This is a genomic window from Microbispora sp. GKU 823, from assembly GCF_002027145.1.
In the GTDB taxonomy this organism is placed as follows: domain Bacteria; phylum Actinomycetota; class Actinomycetes; order Streptosporangiales; family Streptosporangiaceae; genus Microbispora; species Microbispora siamensis.
Genome location: NZ_MWJN01000077.1, coordinates 24563 through 42815, shown reverse-complemented (window position 1 = coordinate 42815; position 18253 = coordinate 24563). Strand labels below are relative to the sequence as shown.

General features: G+C 72.1%; 16 protein-coding genes and 1 pseudogene. 11 read left to right on the top strand and 6 right to left on the bottom strand.

What is annotated here, in order from left to right; genetic code table 11:
• Both B1L11_RS45795 and B1L11_RS31420 read right to left on the bottom strand, forming a co-directional pair.
• Positions 1 to 152 (bottom strand): 3-hydroxyacyl-CoA dehydrogenase NAD-binding domain-containing protein (locus B1L11_RS45795; RefSeq protein WP_256863052.1); only part of this gene is annotated, 152 nt, incomplete at its 3' end.
• A 269-nt stretch (positions 153 to 421) separates the two neighbouring features.
• Entirely contained in the window at positions 422 to 1210 is a 789-nt protein-coding gene (locus tag B1L11_RS31420) for an alpha/beta fold hydrolase (protein WP_079319013.1), read from the bottom strand.
• A 298-nt stretch (positions 1211 to 1508) separates the two neighbouring features.
• On the opposite strand from B1L11_RS31420, the gene B1L11_RS31415 reads away from it, so the two are divergent.
• The 4 genes and pseudogenes from B1L11_RS31415 (at position 1509) to B1L11_RS47285 (ending at position 4439) form a co-directional block, all read left to right on the top strand.
• Entirely contained in the window at positions 1509 to 3116 is a 1608-nt protein-coding gene (locus B1L11_RS31415) for an MFS transporter (protein WP_079319012.1), read from the top strand.
• 170 nt (positions 3117 to 3286) lie between these two features.
• A complete protein-coding gene (locus B1L11_RS31410; RefSeq protein ID WP_079319011.1) occupies positions 3287 to 3748 on the top strand; it encodes an SRPBCC domain-containing protein in 462 nt (153 codons plus the stop codon).
• Between the two features lie 12 nt (positions 3749 to 3760).
• A pseudogene (locus tag B1L11_RS55350) lies at positions 3761 to 4000 on the top strand (ArsR/SmtB family transcription factor); the annotation flags it as partial.
• A gap of 91 nt (positions 4001 to 4091) precedes the next feature.
• On the top strand, positions 4092 to 4439 hold the full coding sequence (locus B1L11_RS47285) for an SRPBCC family protein (RefSeq protein ID WP_179155408.1): 348 nt from the start codon (positions 4092 to 4094) through the stop codon (positions 4437 to 4439).
• Here the strand turns inward: B1L11_RS47285 and B1L11_RS31395 are convergent.
• Both B1L11_RS31395 and B1L11_RS31390 read right to left on the bottom strand, forming a co-directional pair.
• The gene (locus B1L11_RS31395; RefSeq protein WP_256863051.1) at positions 4348 to 5940 is read right to left on the bottom strand and encodes an FAD-dependent oxidoreductase; all 1593 of its coding nucleotides are present in this window, start codon (positions 5938 to 5940) and stop codon (positions 4348 to 4350) included. The two genes, B1L11_RS47285 and B1L11_RS31395, sit on opposite strands and share 92 nt — an antisense overlap.
• Positions 5937 to 7484, bottom strand: coding sequence for a class I SAM-dependent methyltransferase (locus B1L11_RS31390; protein WP_218671433.1), 1548 nt, complete (start codon positions 7482 to 7484; stop codon positions 5937 to 5939). The genes B1L11_RS31395 and B1L11_RS31390 overlap by 4 nt, the downstream gene beginning before the upstream one ends.
• 249 nt (positions 7485 to 7733) lie before the next feature.
• Between B1L11_RS31390 and B1L11_RS31385 the strand changes: the two genes are divergently transcribed.
• The 5 genes from B1L11_RS31385 (at position 7734) to B1L11_RS31365 (ending at position 12466) form a co-directional block, all read left to right on the top strand.
• Positions 7734 to 8489, top strand: coding sequence for an SDR family NAD(P)-dependent oxidoreductase (locus B1L11_RS31385; RefSeq protein WP_079319010.1), 756 nt, complete (start codon positions 7734 to 7736; stop codon positions 8487 to 8489).
• Between the two features lie 123 nt (positions 8490 to 8612).
• On the top strand, positions 8613 to 9992 hold the full coding sequence (locus B1L11_RS31380; protein WP_204052631.1) for an NAD(P)/FAD-dependent oxidoreductase: 1380 nt from the start codon (positions 8613 to 8615) through the stop codon (positions 9990 to 9992).
• A gap of 183 nt (positions 9993 to 10175) precedes the next feature.
• Complete coding sequence (locus tag B1L11_RS31375) at positions 10176 to 10595, top strand: SgcJ/EcaC family oxidoreductase (RefSeq protein WP_079319009.1); 420 nt, start codon at positions 10176 to 10178, stop codon at positions 10593 to 10595.
• Positions 10596 to 10620: 25 nt separating this feature from the next.
• Positions 10621 to 11703, top strand: a complete 1083-nt coding sequence (locus B1L11_RS31370; protein ID WP_079319008.1) for a DUF2855 family protein — start codon at positions 10621 to 10623, stop codon at positions 11701 to 11703.
• Between the two features lie 31 nt (positions 11704 to 11734).
• Entirely contained in the window at positions 11735 to 12466 is a 732-nt protein-coding gene (locus B1L11_RS31365) for a DUF2306 domain-containing protein (RefSeq protein ID WP_218671432.1), read from the top strand.
• A 156-nt stretch (positions 12467 to 12622) separates the two neighbouring features.
• Here the strand turns inward: B1L11_RS31365 and B1L11_RS31360 are convergent, their stop codons facing one another.
• A complete protein-coding gene (locus tag B1L11_RS31360) occupies positions 12623 to 13951 on the bottom strand; it encodes an extracellular solute-binding protein (RefSeq protein WP_079319007.1) in 1329 nt (442 codons plus the stop codon).
• A gap of 264 nt (positions 13952 to 14215) precedes the next feature.
• Between B1L11_RS31360 and B1L11_RS31355 the strand changes: the two genes are divergently transcribed.
• Both B1L11_RS31355 and B1L11_RS31350 read left to right on the top strand, forming a co-directional pair.
• On the top strand, positions 14216 to 15454 hold the full coding sequence (locus tag B1L11_RS31355; protein ID WP_079319006.1) for an acyl-CoA dehydrogenase family protein: 1239 nt from the start codon (positions 14216 to 14218) through the stop codon (positions 15452 to 15454).
• A gap of 109 nt (positions 15455 to 15563) precedes the next feature.
• Positions 15564 to 17135, top strand: coding sequence for a 4-hydroxyphenylacetate 3-hydroxylase family protein (locus B1L11_RS31350; protein ID WP_079319005.1), 1572 nt, complete (start codon positions 15564 to 15566; stop codon positions 17133 to 17135).
• A 218-nt stretch (positions 17136 to 17353) separates the two neighbouring features.
• Here B1L11_RS31350 and B1L11_RS31345 read toward each other — a convergent pair whose 3' ends face one another.
• Entirely contained in the window at positions 17354 to 18247 is an 894-nt protein-coding gene (locus tag B1L11_RS31345; RefSeq protein WP_079319004.1) for a phytanoyl-CoA dioxygenase family protein, read from the bottom strand.
• Positions 18248 to 18253: the final 6 nt, after the last annotated feature.

Sequence of the window (18253 nt, the reverse complement as noted above, 5' to 3'; positions counted from 1 at the left end):
AGTCCCGCGCCCAACCGCTCCGCGTGCTGCACGGCGCGCAGGTCCCGGTCGGCCAGGCGGACGTGGACGCCGGCGGCCCGCAGGGCGAGCGCCACGGAGGTGCCGATCAGGCCGCAGCCGAGCACGAGGACGCGGCGGAGTGAAGCAGACATTGATCATCCCTTGTCGAGGTGCCCTTCGGGGGCACGGCCGGCGGGGAAGGCGCGGGCCCCGGCCGGGCGGCGCGACACCGCCGCCTTCCGGCCGGGGACCCGTTCACCGGCGATCGTCGTACCGTCACGGCGGCGCGACCAGGTGGGGACGGCGGCAGCAAGGTGACAGCGGATTCCGGTTCCTGCCATCGCAGAGCCCCCGTGAACGCGACATCCCCCCGCCGCGCGAAGATCGCGGCGAGGGGATGCGGAGATCGGTGAGCGGACGCTCAGCCGTTGAAGAAGTCCTTCAGCACGGGGGTGAGCGCCTCCGGGCTGACGTCGTGGGCCTGGCCCTCCAGAACCCGGTACTCGGCGTCGCGGACGGTCTCGGACACGGCCTTGGCCCCCTGGCGCAGCCACTCGGGGCTGTTCTCGCCGGCCAGGGCCAGGGTGGGAATCGTGATCCCGGCCAGCCGCTCGGCGGGCAGCCTGTTGCCCCTGCCCACGACGGCGGCCTCGTACGGAAGGGTGTGGGCCACGGCCTCGACGTCAGGCCAGAACGGCTGGGTACGCATCCCGGCGACCATCTCGGCGGGCACCTCCGACGCCTGGACCATGAAGAGCTCGACCGCGTCGCCGCGGCGTCCCTCCTCGATCAGGGCGCTGAGCTGCTCCTGGAAGTCGTCCGGGAGCGGGGCGCGGCTGTCGCCGACGATGTACGGAGGCTCGTAGACCGCCAGCTTCGTGATGGCAAGCCCGCGGGCCGCCGCCTCCAGCGCGAGCGCGCCGCCCGAGGAGCCGCCGAAGACGAAGGCCTCACCGCCGGCGTCCTTGATGAGGGCGGCGAGGTCCTCGATCTCGCGCTCGACGGCGTAGTGCTCGTGGTCGCCGCTGCCCCCGCGACCGCGCCGGTCGTAGTTGTAGACCGTGAAGTGCGGCGACAGGGCGGCGGCGAGACCACTCCAGGTCGGGTGGCTCCGATCGGTGAAGCCGCCCTGCACGAAGATCACCGCCGGTCCCTCGCCCGACCGATCGAACGCGATGGTGGTGCCGTCCGCCGATGTTGTGTGAGTCATGTGGGATTTCTCCGAATTGTCGCGGCTGTCCGGAATAGGCCGCGAGGACCGGGCCATTGCCTTTCCTCAGCCGGGCCCTCAGGCACAGTTTGAAGTTATAGCCTGCCCGGCCCCGATGCCGAGCGTCTTCTTCCATCGTGCTCACCCCGGAAACGTATCGATTTTCTCCGGCCGTGCAGCATTTCGCGGCTCCCATCGCGTGTAACCGTGGAATGCCGTCACCATGAGCGCCGGGCGGTGCAGACCATCCGTCCGCCGCCCGGACCAGAGGCCCCACGATCGCGAAAGGTTCGAGAACGTGACTGCAGACGACACACCGCGCAAAGCCGGCCCGCGCGAGTGGATCGGCCTCGGCGCGCTCGCCCTGGCCACCCTGGCCGTCTCCTTCGACGTCTTCGTCCTGCTTCTGGCGCTGCCGCACCTGAGCACGAGCCTGGGCGCCGGCGCCACCCAGCAGTTGTGGATCGTCGACATCTACGGATTCATGGTCGGAGGCTTCCTGATCACGGCGGGCTCCCTGGGAGACCGCATCGGCCGCCGCAGGCTGCTGCTGATCGGGGCGGCCGGGTTCGGCATCGCGTCCGTGCTGTCGGCGTACGCCACCGACCCCGTCATGCTCATCGCGGCGCGCGCCCTGCTCGGCGTCGCGGGCGCGACGCTGGCACCGTCCACCCTGGCGCTGATCAGCACGATGTTCGGCGACGACCGGCAGCGGGCGCTGGCCATCGGCATATGGGCGGGCTGCTTCACGGCGGGTGCGATCATCGGCCCGGTGGCGGGCGCCGTGCTGCTGGAGAGCTTCTGGTGGGGCTCGGTGTTCCTGCTGGCCGTGCCGGCCATGGCGCTGCTCCTGCTGGTGGTCCCGTTCGTGGTGCCGGAGTCGCGCAACCCCGACGCCGGCCGACTCGACCTGGCGAGCGTGGCCCTGTCCCTGGCCGCCGTGCTGCCCGCCGTCTACGGGATCAAGGAGCTGGTCAGATACGGCTGGCGGCCGCTGCCGCTGGTCGCCCTCGTGGTCGGCCTCGCCTTCGGCGCCGTCTTCGTACGCCGCCAGCGCCGGCTGGCCGATCCGCTGCTCGACCTCCGCCTCTTCGCCAACCCCACCCTCACCGTCACACTCGTCGCCGCGCTGCTCTACACGATGCTCACGGGCACGACGCTGGTGTTCGTCACGCAGTACTTCCAGTCGGTCGACGGGCTCTCGCCGCTGCAGTCGGCGCTGGGCCTGATCCCCGGCATGGCGGTCAGCACGGTGAGCATGCTCGTCGCCCCGATCCTCGCGCGCCGGTTCCGCCCGGGTCACCTCATCGCGGGCGGTCTCGCCGTCGTGGTGGCCGGGCTGCTGATCCTCACCCAGGCGGACGCCGCCTCGGGGTCGGCCCCCCTGGTGACCGGGTTCGCGGTGTGGTGCCTCGGCGGCGGCCCGCTCCTGGCCCTGGGCACGCACCTGATCGTCGGCGCCGCGCCGCCGGAGAAGGCCGGCTCGGCGTCGTCGCTGACCCAGGTCAGCAGCGAGTTCGGCTACTCCCTGGGCATCGCGACGGTCGGCACGCTCGGCGTCGCCGTCTACCGCGCCCAGATCGAGGTGCCCGGCGCGGTGCCCCCCGCCGCCGCCACCGCCGCCCGGGAGAACATCGACGGCGCCGTCGCGGCGGCCGGCCGGGTGCCCGCCGAGCTGGGCGAGCAGCTGCTCGCCGCGGCCAGGGACGCGTTCACCACCTCGCTCAACAGCGTCGCCGCCGTCAGCGCGGCCGTCATGGCCGTCGTCACGGTCGTGGCGCTGGTCCGGCTCAGGCACACCCCCCCGCTGGGCGCGCAGCCCGAGGCCGCCGGGCCGGACGCCGCGGGCACGGCCGGAGACACGGCCGACGGCAGCGCGGAGAAGGCCGCGGCCGGCCAGGTGTAGCCAGGGGCACGACGGCAAAGGGCCGCCGGCCGGGGAGACGACCCGGGCCGGCGGCCCGTCCCGTCCGACACGAGGTGCTTTGCGGCCCTTGACACGCGGCAGAGGTCTGCCTGCTTTTACAAGCATTAGCTTGTACAAGAAATTGCTTGTACATCCGAGAGGAGACCGGGATGACCAGCACCACCAGCACGCGGGCCGAGGACTTCACCGCGGTCCTGAACCTCCCCTCCAGCCCCGAGACCGTGTCGGCGCTCTTCACCTCCGCCGCCGGCGTCAGCCGCTGGTGGGGCCCGACCGAGGGCGATGGAACGGTCGGCGGCACGCTCGTCACCAGCTTCGGCGACCACGGCGTCAACGCGATGCGCGTCCTCGAAGCCGGGCCCACCCGCGTGGTCTGGGAGTCCATCACGCCCGACGGAACCACACCCACCGGACACACCCAGGAGTGGCTCGGCACGACGATGGAGTTCGACATCGTCCCCGCCGGCGCCGGCACTGAGCTCCGCTTCCGGCACGCCGGCCTGACCACGCAGCTCGAGTGCTGGGACTCCTGCGTCGCCGCCTGGACGTACTTCATGGCGAGCATCGAGACCTTCGCCAAGACCGGCACCGGCACCCCGTTCGGGGCCTGAGATCCTAGTCCGATGGCCGAGCAGAAGCAGCCGACGTCCGCCGCACCCGATGCGGTGCTGCGGGCGCTCGCCGACCCGCACCGTCGACAGATCCTGCGCCTCGTCCAGCACGCCGAGCTGCCCGCGGGCCAGATCGCGGCGAGCTTCACTCTCACCCAGCAGGCGGTCAGCCAGCACATCGGCGTGCTCAAACAGGCCGGCCTCCTCACCGAGCGCCGCGAGGGGACCCGCCGCCTCTACGCGCTGCGCCACGAGTCGCTCGAGCCGGTGCGCGAGCTGCTCTCCGAGTTCTGGCCCGACAGACGTCATCGTCGCGACCGAGCACATCAAGGCACCGCCCGAGGTGGTCTTCCCGTACTTCACCGACCCCGCGCTCATCGTCAAGTGGATCGGCGACCGGGCCGAGCTCGACCCGCGGCCCGGCGGCGTGTTCTCGCTCGACATGGGCGAGGTCGTCGCCCGCGGTGTCTACATCACCGTCGAGCCGCCGTACCGCGTCGTGTTCAGCTGGGGCATCCCCGGCAGCGACGCACTGCCGCCCGGCGGATCGACCGTCGAGGTCGTGCTGACCCCTGACGGCGACGACACGATGGTCGTACTCACGCACCGCGACCTGCCGTCGGCCCACATCGGCAACCACCGCGCCGGCTGGGAGCACCGGCTCGGGCGGCTGCGCGCCGCGGCCGGCTGACCCGGCCGCACGGTGGTGGACGCGAGCGCCGGGCCGTACCTGCCGATCGGGGTACGGCCGTGCCCTGAGCGGCTGCGCCAGCAGTTCGAGGGTGTGTCACAGCAGGGCGGACGTGTTCGCCATGGCGTCGCCGAGGAACAGCCCGGCCGGATCGACCCGCGCGCGGACGCGGTCGGCGGCCGCCACCTGCTCGGCGCCGAGATGCCCCTGCGGCTGGTCGAAGGTCTCCACGAAGGTGGGGGCCGTGCGGCCGGTGTCCCACGGCTGGAGCGCCGCCCGCACCTTCGCGCAGTGCCGCCTGATCGTCTCCTCGGCGGCCGGGCCGTCCGGCCGCCCCCCGCCCCCGAGTACGGCGTAGCGGGCGTCGACGGTGCCCGAGCGCGCCCGCGCCCGGGACCGGGCGGGAGATCGCCCCGCCGAGCTGGCGCAGGCCGGCCAGGATCAGAGGCGAGCCCGAGCCCTCCCCCGTCACCCGCAGGAACGCCCGCTCGCCCTCCTCGTCGATCTCCCGCAGGAGCAGGTGGTCGCCGAGGATGGGGACGGGGTCCGCCGGATCCATGTGCGTCTCGAGCACCGCGGCCGGCGTGGTGAGGTGCCAGGTGTCCAGCACCGGCTCCGCGACGGCGCGCAGCGGCCCGAGGAGGTCCTCCGCGTGCCGGCGCGCCGTCGCCACGTCGTCCTCCGACTCGCACAGCACCGCGCCGTCGACGCACAGCATCGTGCCCCGCGACAGCACGTCCGGCACCTCCGGCACTCGCGGGAGGTTCATCATGCGGAGGGAGGTGGACGCCTCCGGCGGCGCGTCCAAGGTCCACCTGCGCCACGCCGACAGCAGCCGGGCGGCGTGGGCCGCGGGCCAGAAGGCCGCCCCGGTGACGACCCGGGCCGCGGGGAACAGGTCGATCTCGATGGCGGTGACGACGCCGAATCCCCCTCCCCCGCCGCGCAACGCCCAGAACAGCTCCGGGTCCGACGCGTCGTCCACCCGGCGGACCTCGCCGTCCGCGGTGACCAGCTCGACCGCGCGCACGGTGTTGACGGCGAGACCCACCTTCCTGCCGTAGAAGCTCAGACCGCCTCTCAGCAGGTAGCCGACGACGCCGACGGTCGGCGACGAGCCGTGCGCGGCGGTCAGGCCGTGGGCGGCGGCCGCCTCCACCACGGCGCCCCAGCGGGTGCCCGCCGGGATCCGCGCCCTGCGCCGCGCCGCGTCGACCTCGACCGGTCCGTCCAGCAGCGTGCGCACCAGAAGGGCGCGGCCCATGGGACGGGCGGCGGCGGACTGGTGCCCGGTCGTGTGCGCCCGCACACCCAGGCCGTTCTCGCGGGCGTACCGGACGGCCGCGCGGACCTGGTCCACGGTCCGCGCGGTGACCGCCGCGGCCGGCCGCACCGGCGCGTGCAGGTTGAAGACCGCGGTCGCGGCCTCGTACTCCGCCGTCCCCGGCGGCGTGACGCCCGGGTCCCGCCCGGCGGCCCGGGTCGCCGCTGCGCCGCTCACCGCCGTACCGCGGTGACGAAGACGAACGTGCCGGGACCGGACAGGTCCTGGACGGTCATCCCGGCGCCGTCCAGCCATTCGCCGATCCGGCCGATGTCGAACAGCAGCATGCCCTCCGGGCGGCTCGGGAAGTGGTGGGACTCCTGGAAGTGCCGCTCCACCGGGTCGTCCGAGAACCGGAACGTCATCATCGTGAAGGTGCCGCCGGGCCGCAGGCACCGTCCCACCTCGCCGATCACCCGCTCGGCGTCCTCGGGGAACGCCTGCAGCGCGTTCCAGCACTGCACCGCCCCGAGGCTGGCGTCGGCGAAGGGCAGGGCCAGCGCGTCGCCGAGGACGGCCGGCACGTCGGCGAGCCTGCGCCGCAGCACGTTCAGCATGGGCAGCCCGGCGTCGAGGGCGATCACCCGCTCGGCGCCGACGGTCCGCGCCAGGACCTCGGTCCACCTGCCCGCGCCGGCGGCGAGGTCGAGCACGGGCCCGTCCACGGGCCGCACGTGCTCCGCGATGTAGGCGTCCTCGTCGTCCCACGTGACCTCGTCGCCCCAGTTGGAGCCCGCCACCCGGAGGAAGGCCGGGCGGAGCACCGACTCGTAGTACAGGCCCATGCTGGGCATCTCGGCGAGCTTCTGCAGCAGGTCGGCGGTGACGTCGTCGGCGACGTCCGCCGCGTCCCGCACGCCCGCGGACAGGTCGAGGATGCCGTGCGCGATGGGGTAGGAGGTGGCGCACCGGTCGCACCGGGCGCCGGTGTCCCTCAGCTCGAAGGCGCCGCCGCAGCCCGGGCAGCGCAGCGCCCCGGCGTGCCGCCGGAAGATGTCGGCGCCACGGGGGACGGGCTCGTCCGCAGCCTGTCGTCGATCGGCCGCGCCTTCGAAGGGGCGGGGGTCCCGTTGCGGGCCGCCCAGTAGGCCTTCGCGCCGGAGTAGGCCAGCACCGTCTGGGTGTCGTAGTCCCAGTTGGCCCTGACCTGCTCGGGGGTGAGCTCGCGGATCCACCGCTGGTCGAACTTGCGCTCCGTCTCGTCCAGGGACCACACCGACGGCGCGGGCCAGCACCGGCCGAGGTCCGGGTCGGCGGGGTCCAGGAGCCGCAGCGTCCGCTCCAGCCTCGTCAGGTCCTCCTCGTCGAGCGCGGCCTCCCCCCGCGGCGGCGAGGATCCGGTCGCGGTCGGCGGGGAAGTGCGACAGCAGGTAGAGGAGGGCGAGCGTCAGCGGGGACCGCGAGTCGCCGCCGCGCAGCAGGTCGAGGTAGCGGTCGAGGCCCTCGCGGACCGCGGCGGCCACCTCGCCGCCGCCGTCCTGGAGGTCGGTCTCGGCGAGCAGGCCGAGAAGCACGGCCAGCAGCCCCCGGCGGTCGTCGCCGGCGCGGTCCAGCAGCGCGATCAGAGCGGGCACGGTGGACTCGGCGAGGGCTGTCGGCGCGCCCTCCGACCACAGGGCCCCGGTCAGCCGCTGGAACTCGGCGTCGAGCCGGTCGGGGGCGGCGTTCTCGAACGAGTCCAGGAGGTCGGCCACGGCGGGGGTAATCGTGGCAACGCTCATCGGCGAATCCTTTCCATAAATGCTCGAAGGCATGGATCGGCCATATTCCGCGTGGACCGGCAACCACGTGTTGAACTCGAATAGACCCGCGATCGCGAAACGTCCGCGGAAATCATCGCACCGGTGGCCTTACGGGTCTTCTCCCAGTGTGCTGGACACTTTCCGGCGGCCACCAGGCCACATATGAATGGCCGCGCATGAGCATTCCATGAGATGCGGAACCGCGCGGCGGCGGTGTGAAGTGACAGCATGAGCGAATTCGCGGATATCGCCGTACTCATTACCGGCGGCGGCAGCGGCATCGGCCTGGCCACCGCCCGGAGTCTGCTGAAGGCCGGTGCGCGCGTCGCGCTGGCCGGGCGTGACGAGGACCGGCTGGAGGCCGCCGCCCGGGAGCTCGGGCACGGCGAGCGGCTCCTCACCGTGCCGGCCGACGTGTCCCGTTGCGACGACCTGGACCGGCTCATGGACCGGGTGGGGGAACGGTTCGGCGGCCTCGGCGGGGTCTTCGCGAACGCGGGCGTGCCGTTCGCCTCGCGGGCCGCGGACATCACCGAGGCGGACTACGACCTGGTGGTCGGGACCAACTTCAAGGGCACCCTCTTCACCGTGCAGAAGGCCCTGCCGCTGCTGCGCGACGGCGGATCGGTGGTCCTGAACGGGTCCTGGCTCGCACACCGCGGCGCGGCCATGGGAGCGCTGTACGCCGCCAGCAAGGCGGCGGTGCTGAGCCTGGCGAGCACGCTCGCCCCGGACCTGGCCGAGCGCGGCATCCGGGTGAACGCCGTCACCCCCGGCCACGTCCAGACGCCGATGCTGGACGTCGTCACCGGCAACCAGGAGCAGGTGCGGGAGTTCTTCCGCGGCCAGGTGGCGCTGGGCCGCATCGGCGACCCCGAGGAGATCGCGGAGACGGTGCTCTTCCTGCTGTCGCCCCGCTCCTCGTACATCACCGGCCAGGAGATCGTCGTCGACGGCGGCCTGGTCGGCTCCATCCCCAACTGAACTCCCTCCGGCCCGCCTGAGGGTTCCCCGCTCAACGCCCCGACCGGCAGCCGGTCCGCGTACGTGGACGACGATCCGCCTCCGGTCAACAGATCAATCCAGAAAGTCGTAGGAGGTAACGGGATGGGCGACGGGATCAAGACTCGCGCCGTGGTTCTCGGAGGCAGTCTCGCCGGCCTGTTCGCGGCCAGGGTGCTCTCCGACGCGTACGACGAAGTGCTCGTCGTGGACCGGGACCTGCTGGCCGGGGTCCAGGAGCCCCGCCGCGGCTGCCCGCAGGGCAAGCACATCAACGGCCTGCTGACCGGTGGCCAGCGGGCAATCGAGCAGATGTACCCGGGCATCACCGAGGAGCTGTTCGCCGACGGCGTGCCGAAGGGCGACCTCGGCGGGACGGTCCGCTGGTACATGCTGGGCAAGCGGCTGCAGCAGCAGACGGCGGACATGCTGTGTGTGGGCGCCAGCCGCCCGAAGCTGGAGTACCACGTCCGTGAGCGCACGCAGGCCCTGCCCAACGTCAGGCTCGTGGAGCAGACCGACATCCTCGGCCTGGAGGCCACGCCGGACCGCAGCCGGATCACCGGCGTGCGCGTGCAGCGCCAGGGCCAGGACGTGGAGGTCCTCGACGCCGACCTCGTCGTCGACGCCACCGGGCGCGGCTCGCGCACCCCGGTCTGGCTGGAGGAGCTCGGCTACCCGCCGGTGCCCGAGGACCGCAAGAAGATCGGCCTGGGCTACGTGACGCAGTACTACCGGCTGAACTCCGACCCCTACCAGGGCGACCTGTCGATCAACGTGGTCGCGCACCCGGGCCTGCCCCGCGGCTGCATCTTCGCCAAGACCGAGGGCGACCGCGTCGAGATGACGACCTACGGCATCCTGGGCGACCACCCGCCGACCGACCAGGCCGGCCTGTACGCCTGGATCGACTCGCTCGGCATCCCGGAGTACACCGAGGCGCTGCGCGACGCCGAGCCCCTCACCGAGCCGGTGGCGTTCCGCTTCCCGACCACGATGCGGCGCCGCTACGAGGACATGCCCCGCTTCCCCCAGGGCCTGCTGGTCACCGGCGACGCCGTGACCTGCTTCAACCCCGTGTACGCGGGCGGGATGACGGTCGCGGCGAAGTCCGCGCTGGTCATCCGCGACCACCTGCACACCGGTGCCGCGCCCCGGCCGCTTGAGTACTTCCGCGACCTGGCCAGGACCGTGATCGACCCGCAGTGGGAGATGACCAACACCGTGGACCTCAGCTTCCCCGGTGTGGAGGGCAAGCGGACGTTCAAGGTGCGCCTGGCGCAGGCGATGGCCAAGCGGACGATCATCGCCGCCACCAGGGACGGCAAGGTCACCGCCGCGTACATGCGGGCGGCCGGCCAGGTGGAGCGTCCCGAGACGCTGCAGCGCCCGGCGATGCTCCTGCGGATCCTGCTGCAGTCGCTGCGCGGGCCGAAGACGCTGCCGCCGCGCGGCGTCGTCCGGCGCCAGCGGCAGACCGTGTAGGAGGCGCGCCGCAGGGCTCGTGCCGCGTCCCGGCACGAGCCGGCGCAGAGCGCACGCCGCAAGATGCGTGCCGGGAGAACCGGCGACCACACTCCGAATGCGGGGACGGCCCCGGGCGGATCCTCGATCCGGCCCGAATCCGCCGTCCCCGCCCCTTCCAGCGATCGTGAAAGGGACCGAACCATGTCACCCGTCAGCTCTTCCCCCACCGTCGTGGACGACGCGACGGCCATCCGCGAGGTGCCCGGCCGCATCATCGAGGCCTGGAGCGGCAACGACGCCGACGCGTTCGCGGAGGTCTTCACCGAGGACGCCACGATGATCCTCCCCGGCGTCTTCGTCACCGGGCGCGAGCAGATCCGCGCCTTCATGGCGGGCGCCTTCGCCGGGCCGTACAAGGGCACCCGGGTCACCGGCGAGCCCGTGGTGGCCAAGTTCCTCGGCGCCGACGCGGCCGTGCTCGTGACGCGCGGCGGCGTCCTGGCCCCCGGCGAGACCGAGCCCGCCCCCGAGCGGGCCGTCCGCGCCACCTGGGTGCTGTCCAAGCAGGACGGCCGGTGGCTGCTCACCGCCTACCAGAACACTCCGATCAACGCGGCCTGACGCGACACCACGGCAAGGAGACGACATGTCCGGTTCGGCTGGATGGGACCTGCTGTTCAGGCGCGACGACCTCACGGTGAGCGAGGTGCGGGAGGCCACGCCCGCTCCGCTGGGCGAGGGAGAGGTCCGGCTCGCGGTCGAGAGCTTCGGCCTCACCACCAACAACGCGACGTACGCCCGCTTCGGCGACGACGTCGTGATCGCCTTCTGGCAGGCGTTCCCCGGTCCCGAGGGGTACGGCCGGGTGCCCGTGTGGGGGTTCGCGCGGGTCGAGGAGTCCCGCCACCCCGAGATCGCCGTGGGTGACAGGTACTTCGGCTACATGCCCATGTCCACGCACCACGTCGTCGCCGCCCAGCCGACGGCGCGGGGCTTCGTCGACACCACGCCCCAGCGTGGCTTCCTGCACCCCTGGTACCTCACCTTCGAGCGCGTGGCGGAACCCGGCCCCCTGGACGACCGCTGGGCCGTGCTCCACCCCGTCTACCCCGCGTCCTTCAACCTCGCCGACCTCCTGCAGCGGCAGGCCGCGGAAGGCGCCCAGTCGGTGCTGATCACCAGCGCCTCCAGCAAGGTGGCGATCGGACTGGCCGAGGAGCTGGCCTTCCGGCAGGTGGGCCTGTCCGCCGTGGGCGTGACCTCCGCCCGCAACGTCGGTTTCGTGGAGGGGCTCGGCCTGTACGACAAGGTCGTCTCCTACGACGCGATCTCCTCGCTGTCGCCGACGCCGCCGGCCGTCTTCGTCGACCTCACCGGCGACCCGGTCCGGCGCACCACCGTCTGCGAGCGCTTCGCCGGGGAGCTCCGCCACACGGCGCTGGTCGGGTTCACCCACCCCAACGCGTCCGTCCTGCCCCCGCCCGGCCTGGCCGGCCCCGAGCCGGAGGTGTTCTTCACCCCGGCGATCGAGATGCAGACCGCGGCCGAGGAGGGCGAGGACGCCTACTACGCGCGGTACGCCGCGTCCGAGCGGCGCTTCGTCGAGTCGACGACGACGTGGCTCGACGTGCGGCGGCAGCGGGGACCGGAGGCGGCCGCGGCCGCGCTCGGCGCCCTGCTCGCCGGGGAGCAGCCCCCCGGCACGAGCACCATCATCAGCCCCCGGTGACCGAGGGCGCTCCGACAGGAGAGTACGAACGATGACCCGCATAGAAATCGAGAAGCCGGTCCCGAAGGCCGGCGACCTGAACGGGCGCCCGCACGGGGAGCAGCGCTGGTGGCGCCGCCCCTGGATCGTCCCGCTGGCGATCGTCGTCGCGGCGTTCCTGGTCTACCAGACCTCGCCGTTCGCACGCGCCGGCCTGGACGAGACCAAGGCGCCCATCCCGCCGCACGACGGCTTCTCGCTGTACTACCCCCTGCTGCTGACCCACATCATCATGGGGTCGGTCACGATGGTGACCGTCGTGCTCCAGCTGTGGCCGCGGCTGCGGCGCCGCCGCCCCGCGGTGCACCGGTGGGCCGGCCGCATCTACGTCGTCGCCACGCTGGTGACCGGCGTGGCCGGCCTGGTCATCGTGCGCTTCGCTCCGGTCACCGGCCAGATCGGCGTCACGATGGCGACGGTCCTGTGGCTGGTCACCACCATCGTCGCGTACATCGCGGCCGTGCGCGGCAAGTGGGTCCTGCACCGGCGCTTCATGCTCTACAGCTTCGCGCTCGTCATGAACAACGTGTGGGGCCCGGTGATCGTCAACATCGGCATCGCGAACCACGTGCAGCTTCCCTACCTCATCGAGGCGGCCCGTTGGTTCGGCTGGGTGGTCAACCTCATGCTCGTGCAGTGGTGGCTGTACCGGACCGCGGGTCGTCCCCTGGACGTGCCGCCGGACCCGAAGACCCGGGCCAGGCGGACGGTTGTCGTGTCCTGACCCGCTCCGACCGGCGGGCGGGAGACGACGCCTCACGCGGTTGTCACCGGCAGCGAGGGGGCCCCGATCCACGAGATCGGGGCCCCCTCGGCGTTGTGCGTGTCTGTGGTGTGAGAGGAGGGCCGGGCGACCCGGCCCTCCTTCTCGATGCTCCGGTCAGCTGTCGACGTGGAGCCAGTAGGCTCCGCGCGGGCCGCCCTCGCGGCAGTGGGCGTGGTAGCCGTCGAGCAGCGCCTGCGCGTCGGCGGTGGCCTCCTTGAGACGGGCCTCCGGGTCGGCGCCCCGCACCAGCACGTCCTCCACGGCACGCATCACCAGGCGCTGGATGTGGGCGTAGCCCCCGATCACCGCCTGGGTCGGCTCGCCGTCCATCATCTCGAGCTGCTCGCTGGCGACCCGGAAGTAGGGCTGGTCGGCGAACCAGCCCTCCTCGTCCAGCAGCGCGAGCGCCGGCTTGGTGACGGGCGCGGAGCCGTACACCTTGTGCCACTCTGCGGCGTTGCGGGGATTGTTGAGGTAGAGCATGAACGCCAGCGCGCCGTCCCGCACGGCGTCGTCCAGGCCGTCCGCCAGCCACAGCGAGTCGCCGCCGATCCAGTTGCCGGCGTACGGCACGCGGCCGTTGTGCGGCACCGGGCTGACCGCGATGTCGAAGCCCTCCCGCCGGGCGCCCTCGACCATGTACTTGGCGTCGAACGAGGAGCTCAGCCGGAAGGCGATGCGCTGGTCGGTGAACGCCTTGAACGTGCCCTCCCAGTCCTGCATCGCACCGGTGTAGAGGAAGTGGCCCCGCCGGTAGAGCCGGTTCCACCAGTCCACGTACGCCAGCATCTCGGGAGTGGCGAGGTCGACGGTGGTCGCGCGGCCGGACCGGCCGTTGCGGTGCCCGGCGAAGATCGCGCCCTGCTGGGCCAGCGCGTGCTGGACGAACTTGCCGTCGATCACCCAGGCCATCCCGTGCGAGGGGCCCCCGTCGAGCTTCGCGATCGCCTGACAGGCGGCGTCGACCTCGTCCCAGGTGCGCGGGGGCTCGGCGATCCCGGCGGCCCTGAGCACCGTCATGTTCGTGTAGAGGAGCATCGTCGACAGCGTCAGCGGCATCGACGACAGGTCCCCCTCCAGGGTGTAGTAGCCGCGGACCGCGTCCACGAGGTCGTCCAGCACGACCGGCTCGCCGAGGATCTCCGTGCGGCCGCCGATGGCCTTCTCCACAGAGGTGTAGAGCGGGCGGCCGTCCCGCGCCCGCGTGTCGCGCGCGTGCTGGGTGGCGCCGGTGTAGTACGACGCGATCGTGGGCGGCCGGCCCTGCGCGGCGGCCTCGGCGACCTCCTCGGGCAGCTTCTGCCACCAGCAGGTGGTGATGTCGATCCGATATTCCGGGTGGGCGCGCTCGAATTCCTCGGCCCTTTTCCGCACGGTCTCCAGAAAAGCCGGGAACGGATAATGCGAGAACCAGGCGTCGATGACGATCGTGTCTGAGCTCATGTACGTCGGCCTCTTTCACCGGAAGGGTTTGCCTGGTGGCCCGAGCTTCGCGACGGCGCGGCCGCCAGACACGGACAATTCGCCATCCATCGTCCGTGGCCGCCTGATTCGCGGCATCTCTGCGCGTGCTTGTTTCACCGCCGCCGCCCCTATCGGCGGGCGGCGGACCGTGAATCGCAATACGGGAGATGCGGTCCGCGGGCCCGGCTTGCGACGCTGGCCTCATGCCGAATTCGACGACGAGAGCGTGAGGACGGCGCAACGATGGGAGTAGCCGCGACCCTTTCCGGACACCGCGTTCCCGGCCCGCCCGAGCCGGACCTCACCCCCTCGGAAGTCGTGGCGCGGGCCGAGGCCATCGCGCCGTCCCTGGTCGAGCGCCAGGCCGAAACCGAGCGGCGCACCTTCTACGCCGAGGACACGCACGAGGAGTTCTCCCGGGCCGGCTTCTACCGGATCCTGGTCCCTCGCCGGTACGGCGGCTACGAGTTCGGCGTGGAGACGTTCGTGCGCGTGGTCATCGCGCTGGCCCGCGGCTGCCCCTCGACCGGCTGGATGTACTGCCTCGGGGCGTCACACGCGCTCGCGGTGGCCTCGCTCTTCGAGGAGCGGGCGCAGGCCGAGCTGTTCGCCGGCGGCGACTTCATCTGCCCCGCCACCGTCGTCCCCAGCGGCGCCGCGGAGCGGCACCCGGACGGCGGCTGGGTGATCGACGGCACCTGGGGCTACTGCTCAGGATCGCCCTACGCCACGCACTTCATGGGCCACACCATGGTCTCCGCCGGCGACGGGCGGGAGCCCGCGCCGATGCTGTTCGTCGTGCCGCGCGAGCAGTGGACCCGCCTGGACGACTGGGGGCACGCCCTCGGCCTGCGCGGCAGCGGCTCGCACAGCATCCGCGTCGAGCGCGGGCGTGTGCCCGACCACCACACCATCGCCGCGCACATGAGCCAGCTGACCGTCACCGACGGCACGCCCGGCCGGGCCCTGCACGGCAACCCCGAGTATGGAGGCGGCCAGCTCAGCTTCATGGTGCTGGAGGACGCGGCGCTCGCCGTCGGCATGGCGAAGGGAGCCCTGGACGCCTACGAGGACCTCATGCGCACCCGGACGACGTCCTTCCCGCCCATCGTGGTCCGCGCCGAGGACCCCGACTACCAGTTCCGGTACGGCAAGGCCGCCGGCATGATCGCCACGGCAGAGGCGGCGACCCTGGACGCCGTCCGGCAGTGGCGGGAGACCGCGGCCCTCGGTCCCGCCGCCGTGACCAAGGAGCAGGAGCTGCGCATCGCGGCCATCTGCGGGGAGGCCGTCACGCTCTGCTGGCGCGCGGTGGAGCGGTACCTGTTCCCCACCGCCGGCTCCAGCGCCGTGCGCCACGGCGAGCGCATCGAGCGCGTGTGGCGGGACATGTCGATGTTCCACACCCACGCCGGGGTGTCGACCTTCCTCGCCACCCTCGCCAAGCGCGACCTGGCCCGGGCCCGGTTCGGCATCGGATAGGGCGCGACCGACACAGTTGACACGCGCCGGCGATGCCGTGCAGCGAGCGCTCCCTCAAGCCCTCGATGCGGGGACAAGCCGGGCGACGAGGACGAAAGGGAGAGGGCCGATGACGGACCTTCTGGACAACGCGCCCGTCACGGAGGACGCGCGGCCGAAGACGCGCCCCATGACCGGCGCCGAGTACATCGAGAGCCTCCGCGACGACCGGGAGATCTTCCTGTACGGCGACCGGGTCCGGGACGTCACCACGCATCCGGCGTTCCACAACCCGATCCGGATGACGGCCCGGCTGTACGACGCCCTGCACGACCCGCAGACGCGTGACGTGCTGACCACGCCGACCGACACCGGCAGCGACGGGTACACCCACAGTTTCTTCACCACCCCGCGCAGCGCGGCCGACCTGGTGGCGAACCAGCAGGCCATCGCGGCCTGGGCGCGGATGACGTACGGGTGGATGGGGCGCAGCCCCGACTACAAGGCGGCCTTCCTCGGCACGCTGGGCGCCAACGCGGACTTCTACGAGCCCTTCTCCGACAACGCCCGCCGCTGGTACCGGGAGTCGCAGGAGAAGGTTCTGTACTGGAACCACGCGATCGTGCACCCCCCGGTCGACCGTAACCGGCCGCCGGACGAGGTGGCCGACGTCTTCGTGCACGTGGAGCGGGAGACCGACGCCGGACTGGTGGTCAGCGGCGCCAAGGTCGTGGCGACCGGATCGGCGCTCACCCACTACAACTTCATCGCGCACTACGGCCTGCCGATCAAGGACAGGAAATTCGCCCTGGTGGCGACCGTCCCGATGGGCGCGCCCGGGCTGAAGCTCATCTGCCGCCCGTCCTACACCGCGACCGCGGCGGTGATGGGCAGCCCGTTCGACTACCCGCTCTCCTCCCGGCTGGACGAGAACGACACGATCCTCGTGCTCGACAAGGTACTCATCCCCTGGGAGAACGTGTTCATCTACGGCCACCTCGGCAAGGTGCAGCTCTTCACCGGCCGCTCGGGGTTCCCCGAGCGCTTCACCTTCCACGGCTGCACCCGGCTCGCGGTCAAGCTGGAGTTCATCGCCGGCCTGCTGGCCAAGGCCGTCGAGATCACCGGCACCAAGGACTTCCGGGGCGTGCAGAGCCGTATCGGCGAGGTGCTGGCGTGGCGCAACCTCTTCTGGGCGCTGTCGGACGCCGCCGCCCGCAACCCCGTGCCGTGGAACAACGGCGCCGTGCTGCCCAACCCGCAGTACGGCCTGGCGTACCGCTGGTTCATGCAGGTCGGCTACCCCCGGGTCAAGGAGATCGTCGAGCAGGACATCGCCAGCGGCCTCATCTACATCAACTCCAGCGCCGAGGACTTCAAGAACCCCGAGATCCGTCCGTACCTCGACAAGTACGTGCGCGGCTCCAACGGCGTGGACGCGGTCGAGCGGGTCAAGGTCATGAAACTGCTGTGGGACGCGGTCGGCACCGAGTTCGGCGGGCGGCACGAGCTGTACGAGCGCAACTACGCCGGCAGCCACGAGGCCACCAGGATCGAGCTCCTGGCGGCGCAGACCGCCAGCGGCCAGCTCGACGGATACAAGGCGTTCGTCGACCAGTGCCTCGGCGAGTACGACCTGGACGGGTGGACGGTGCCGGACCTGTCGTCCTTCGACGAGCTGCGGCGGATCGGCGAACTGTAGGGTCCTTCCCCCGCGGCCCGCGGGACGCGGCCTCTGCCGGCAGGCGACGCGCCGCCGGGGTGTCAGCCCCGGCGCGCGTCCGTTTCCCGGCTCCGTGTCCGGCTGTCCGCCCCCGCCTCCGGCTTTCCGTTCTCGCCCGTGGCCGCGCGCATGAAATAAGCGACGGGCGCGGCCGGGATCGGCCGCGCCCGTCGCGTCGGGTGCGATATCGAACCGGGTCAGACGGCGTGGGCGGGCTCGGCCGGCCACTCCTCCTGGAGACCGGCCGCGCGCCGGACCTCGGCCGGCTGCAGCACGATGTCCGGGTCGTGCATCTCCACCCAGCCCAGGCCCGGCGGGCAGCGGTCGTAGCCGAGGAGGCGCCGCACCTCCTCCGGGTAGGCGAGCACCTTCTCCCTCGGCACCGCGAGGTACTGGTTCTCCTCCTGGCGGAGGTTGCCCAGGTCCAGCGCGATGGTCATGCCCGTGCGCGGCACGTCGGTGACGTTCCGGCCACCGCCGTGGTAGACGCCGCCCACCCAGATCAGGCCGGACCCGGCCGGCATGACCGTGGGAACGGCCTCCTCGGCCTGGGGGGCGCGCTCCTCGTCCCAGTGGTGGCTGCCGGGGATGACCAGCGTGCCGCCGTTCTCGGCGGTGAAGTCGCTCATCGCGAGCATGAGCTGCACCCGGGTGGTGTTGCCCGGGTGGGAGGTCAGGTGCAGGGCGTCGTCGCGGTGCAGCGGCTGCTTGCCCTGCCCCTTGTGGATCTGGATCAGCTGGGTGGTGCTGATCTGGATGCTCGGCGTCACCTCCTGCCGCGACCGGCCGATCCACATGGTCTTCGGCTTCTGCATCAGGGCCCTGGCCGCGCCGAGGTACAGGCGCTGCGTGACCACCGGCGTGAGGCGGGTCGTACGGGCGAACAGCGACGACACACGCCGCGTGCGGAACCCGTCGTACCAGTTGTCGCTGAAGGTGTCGACGTCCAGCGCCGGGCCGAGGTCGGCCCACAGCCCGGCCAGCGTCTCCTCGTCGACGAAGTTCTCGACGATCACCGCGCCGTCCCGTTCGATGATCGCGACGACGTCGTCAAGGTCGGCGTCGGGCCGCACCCTTGTCAGTTCGGCCATCGTGTG

Excerpts from the sequence above, each read along its gene's own strand:
- B1L11_RS31385 (WP_079319010.1), top strand. The coding sequence starts at position 7,734 with ATGAGCGAATTCGCGGATATCGCCGTACTCATTACCGGCGGCGGCAGC.
- B1L11_RS31355 (WP_079319006.1), top strand. The coding sequence starts at position 14,216 with ATGGGAGTAGCCGCGACCCTTTCCGGACACCGCGTTCCCGGCCCGCCC.
- B1L11_RS31420 (WP_079319013.1), bottom strand. The coding sequence starts at position 1,210 with ATGACTCACACAACATCGGCGGACGGCACCACCATCGCGTTCGATCGG.
- B1L11_RS31365 (WP_218671432.1), top strand. The coding sequence starts at position 11,735 with ATGACCCGCATAGAAATCGAGAAGCCGGTCCCGAAGGCCGGCGACCTG.
- B1L11_RS31360 (WP_079319007.1), bottom strand. The coding sequence starts at position 13,951 with ATGAGCTCAGACACGATCGTCATCGACGCCTGGTTCTCGCATTATCCG.
- B1L11_RS31350 (WP_079319005.1), top strand. The coding sequence starts at position 15,564 with ATGACGGACCTTCTGGACAACGCGCCCGTCACGGAGGACGCGCGGCCG.
- B1L11_RS31345 (WP_079319004.1), bottom strand. The coding sequence starts at position 18,247 with ATGGCCGAACTGACAAGGGTGCGGCCCGACGCCGACCTTGACGACGTC.
- B1L11_RS31380 (WP_204052631.1), top strand. The coding sequence starts at position 8,613 with ATGGGCGACGGGATCAAGACTCGCGCCGTGGTTCTCGGAGGCAGTCTC.
- B1L11_RS31370 (WP_079319008.1), top strand. The coding sequence starts at position 10,621 with ATGTCCGGTTCGGCTGGATGGGACCTGCTGTTCAGGCGCGACGACCTC.
- B1L11_RS31390 (WP_218671433.1), bottom strand. The coding sequence starts at position 7,484 with ATGAGCGTTGCCACGATTACCCCCGCCGTGGCCGACCTCCTGGACTCG.
- B1L11_RS31375 (WP_079319009.1), top strand. The coding sequence starts at position 10,176 with ATGTCACCCGTCAGCTCTTCCCCCACCGTCGTGGACGACGCGACGGCC.
- B1L11_RS31410 (WP_079319011.1), top strand. The coding sequence starts at position 3,287 with ATGACCAGCACCACCAGCACGCGGGCCGAGGACTTCACCGCGGTCCTG.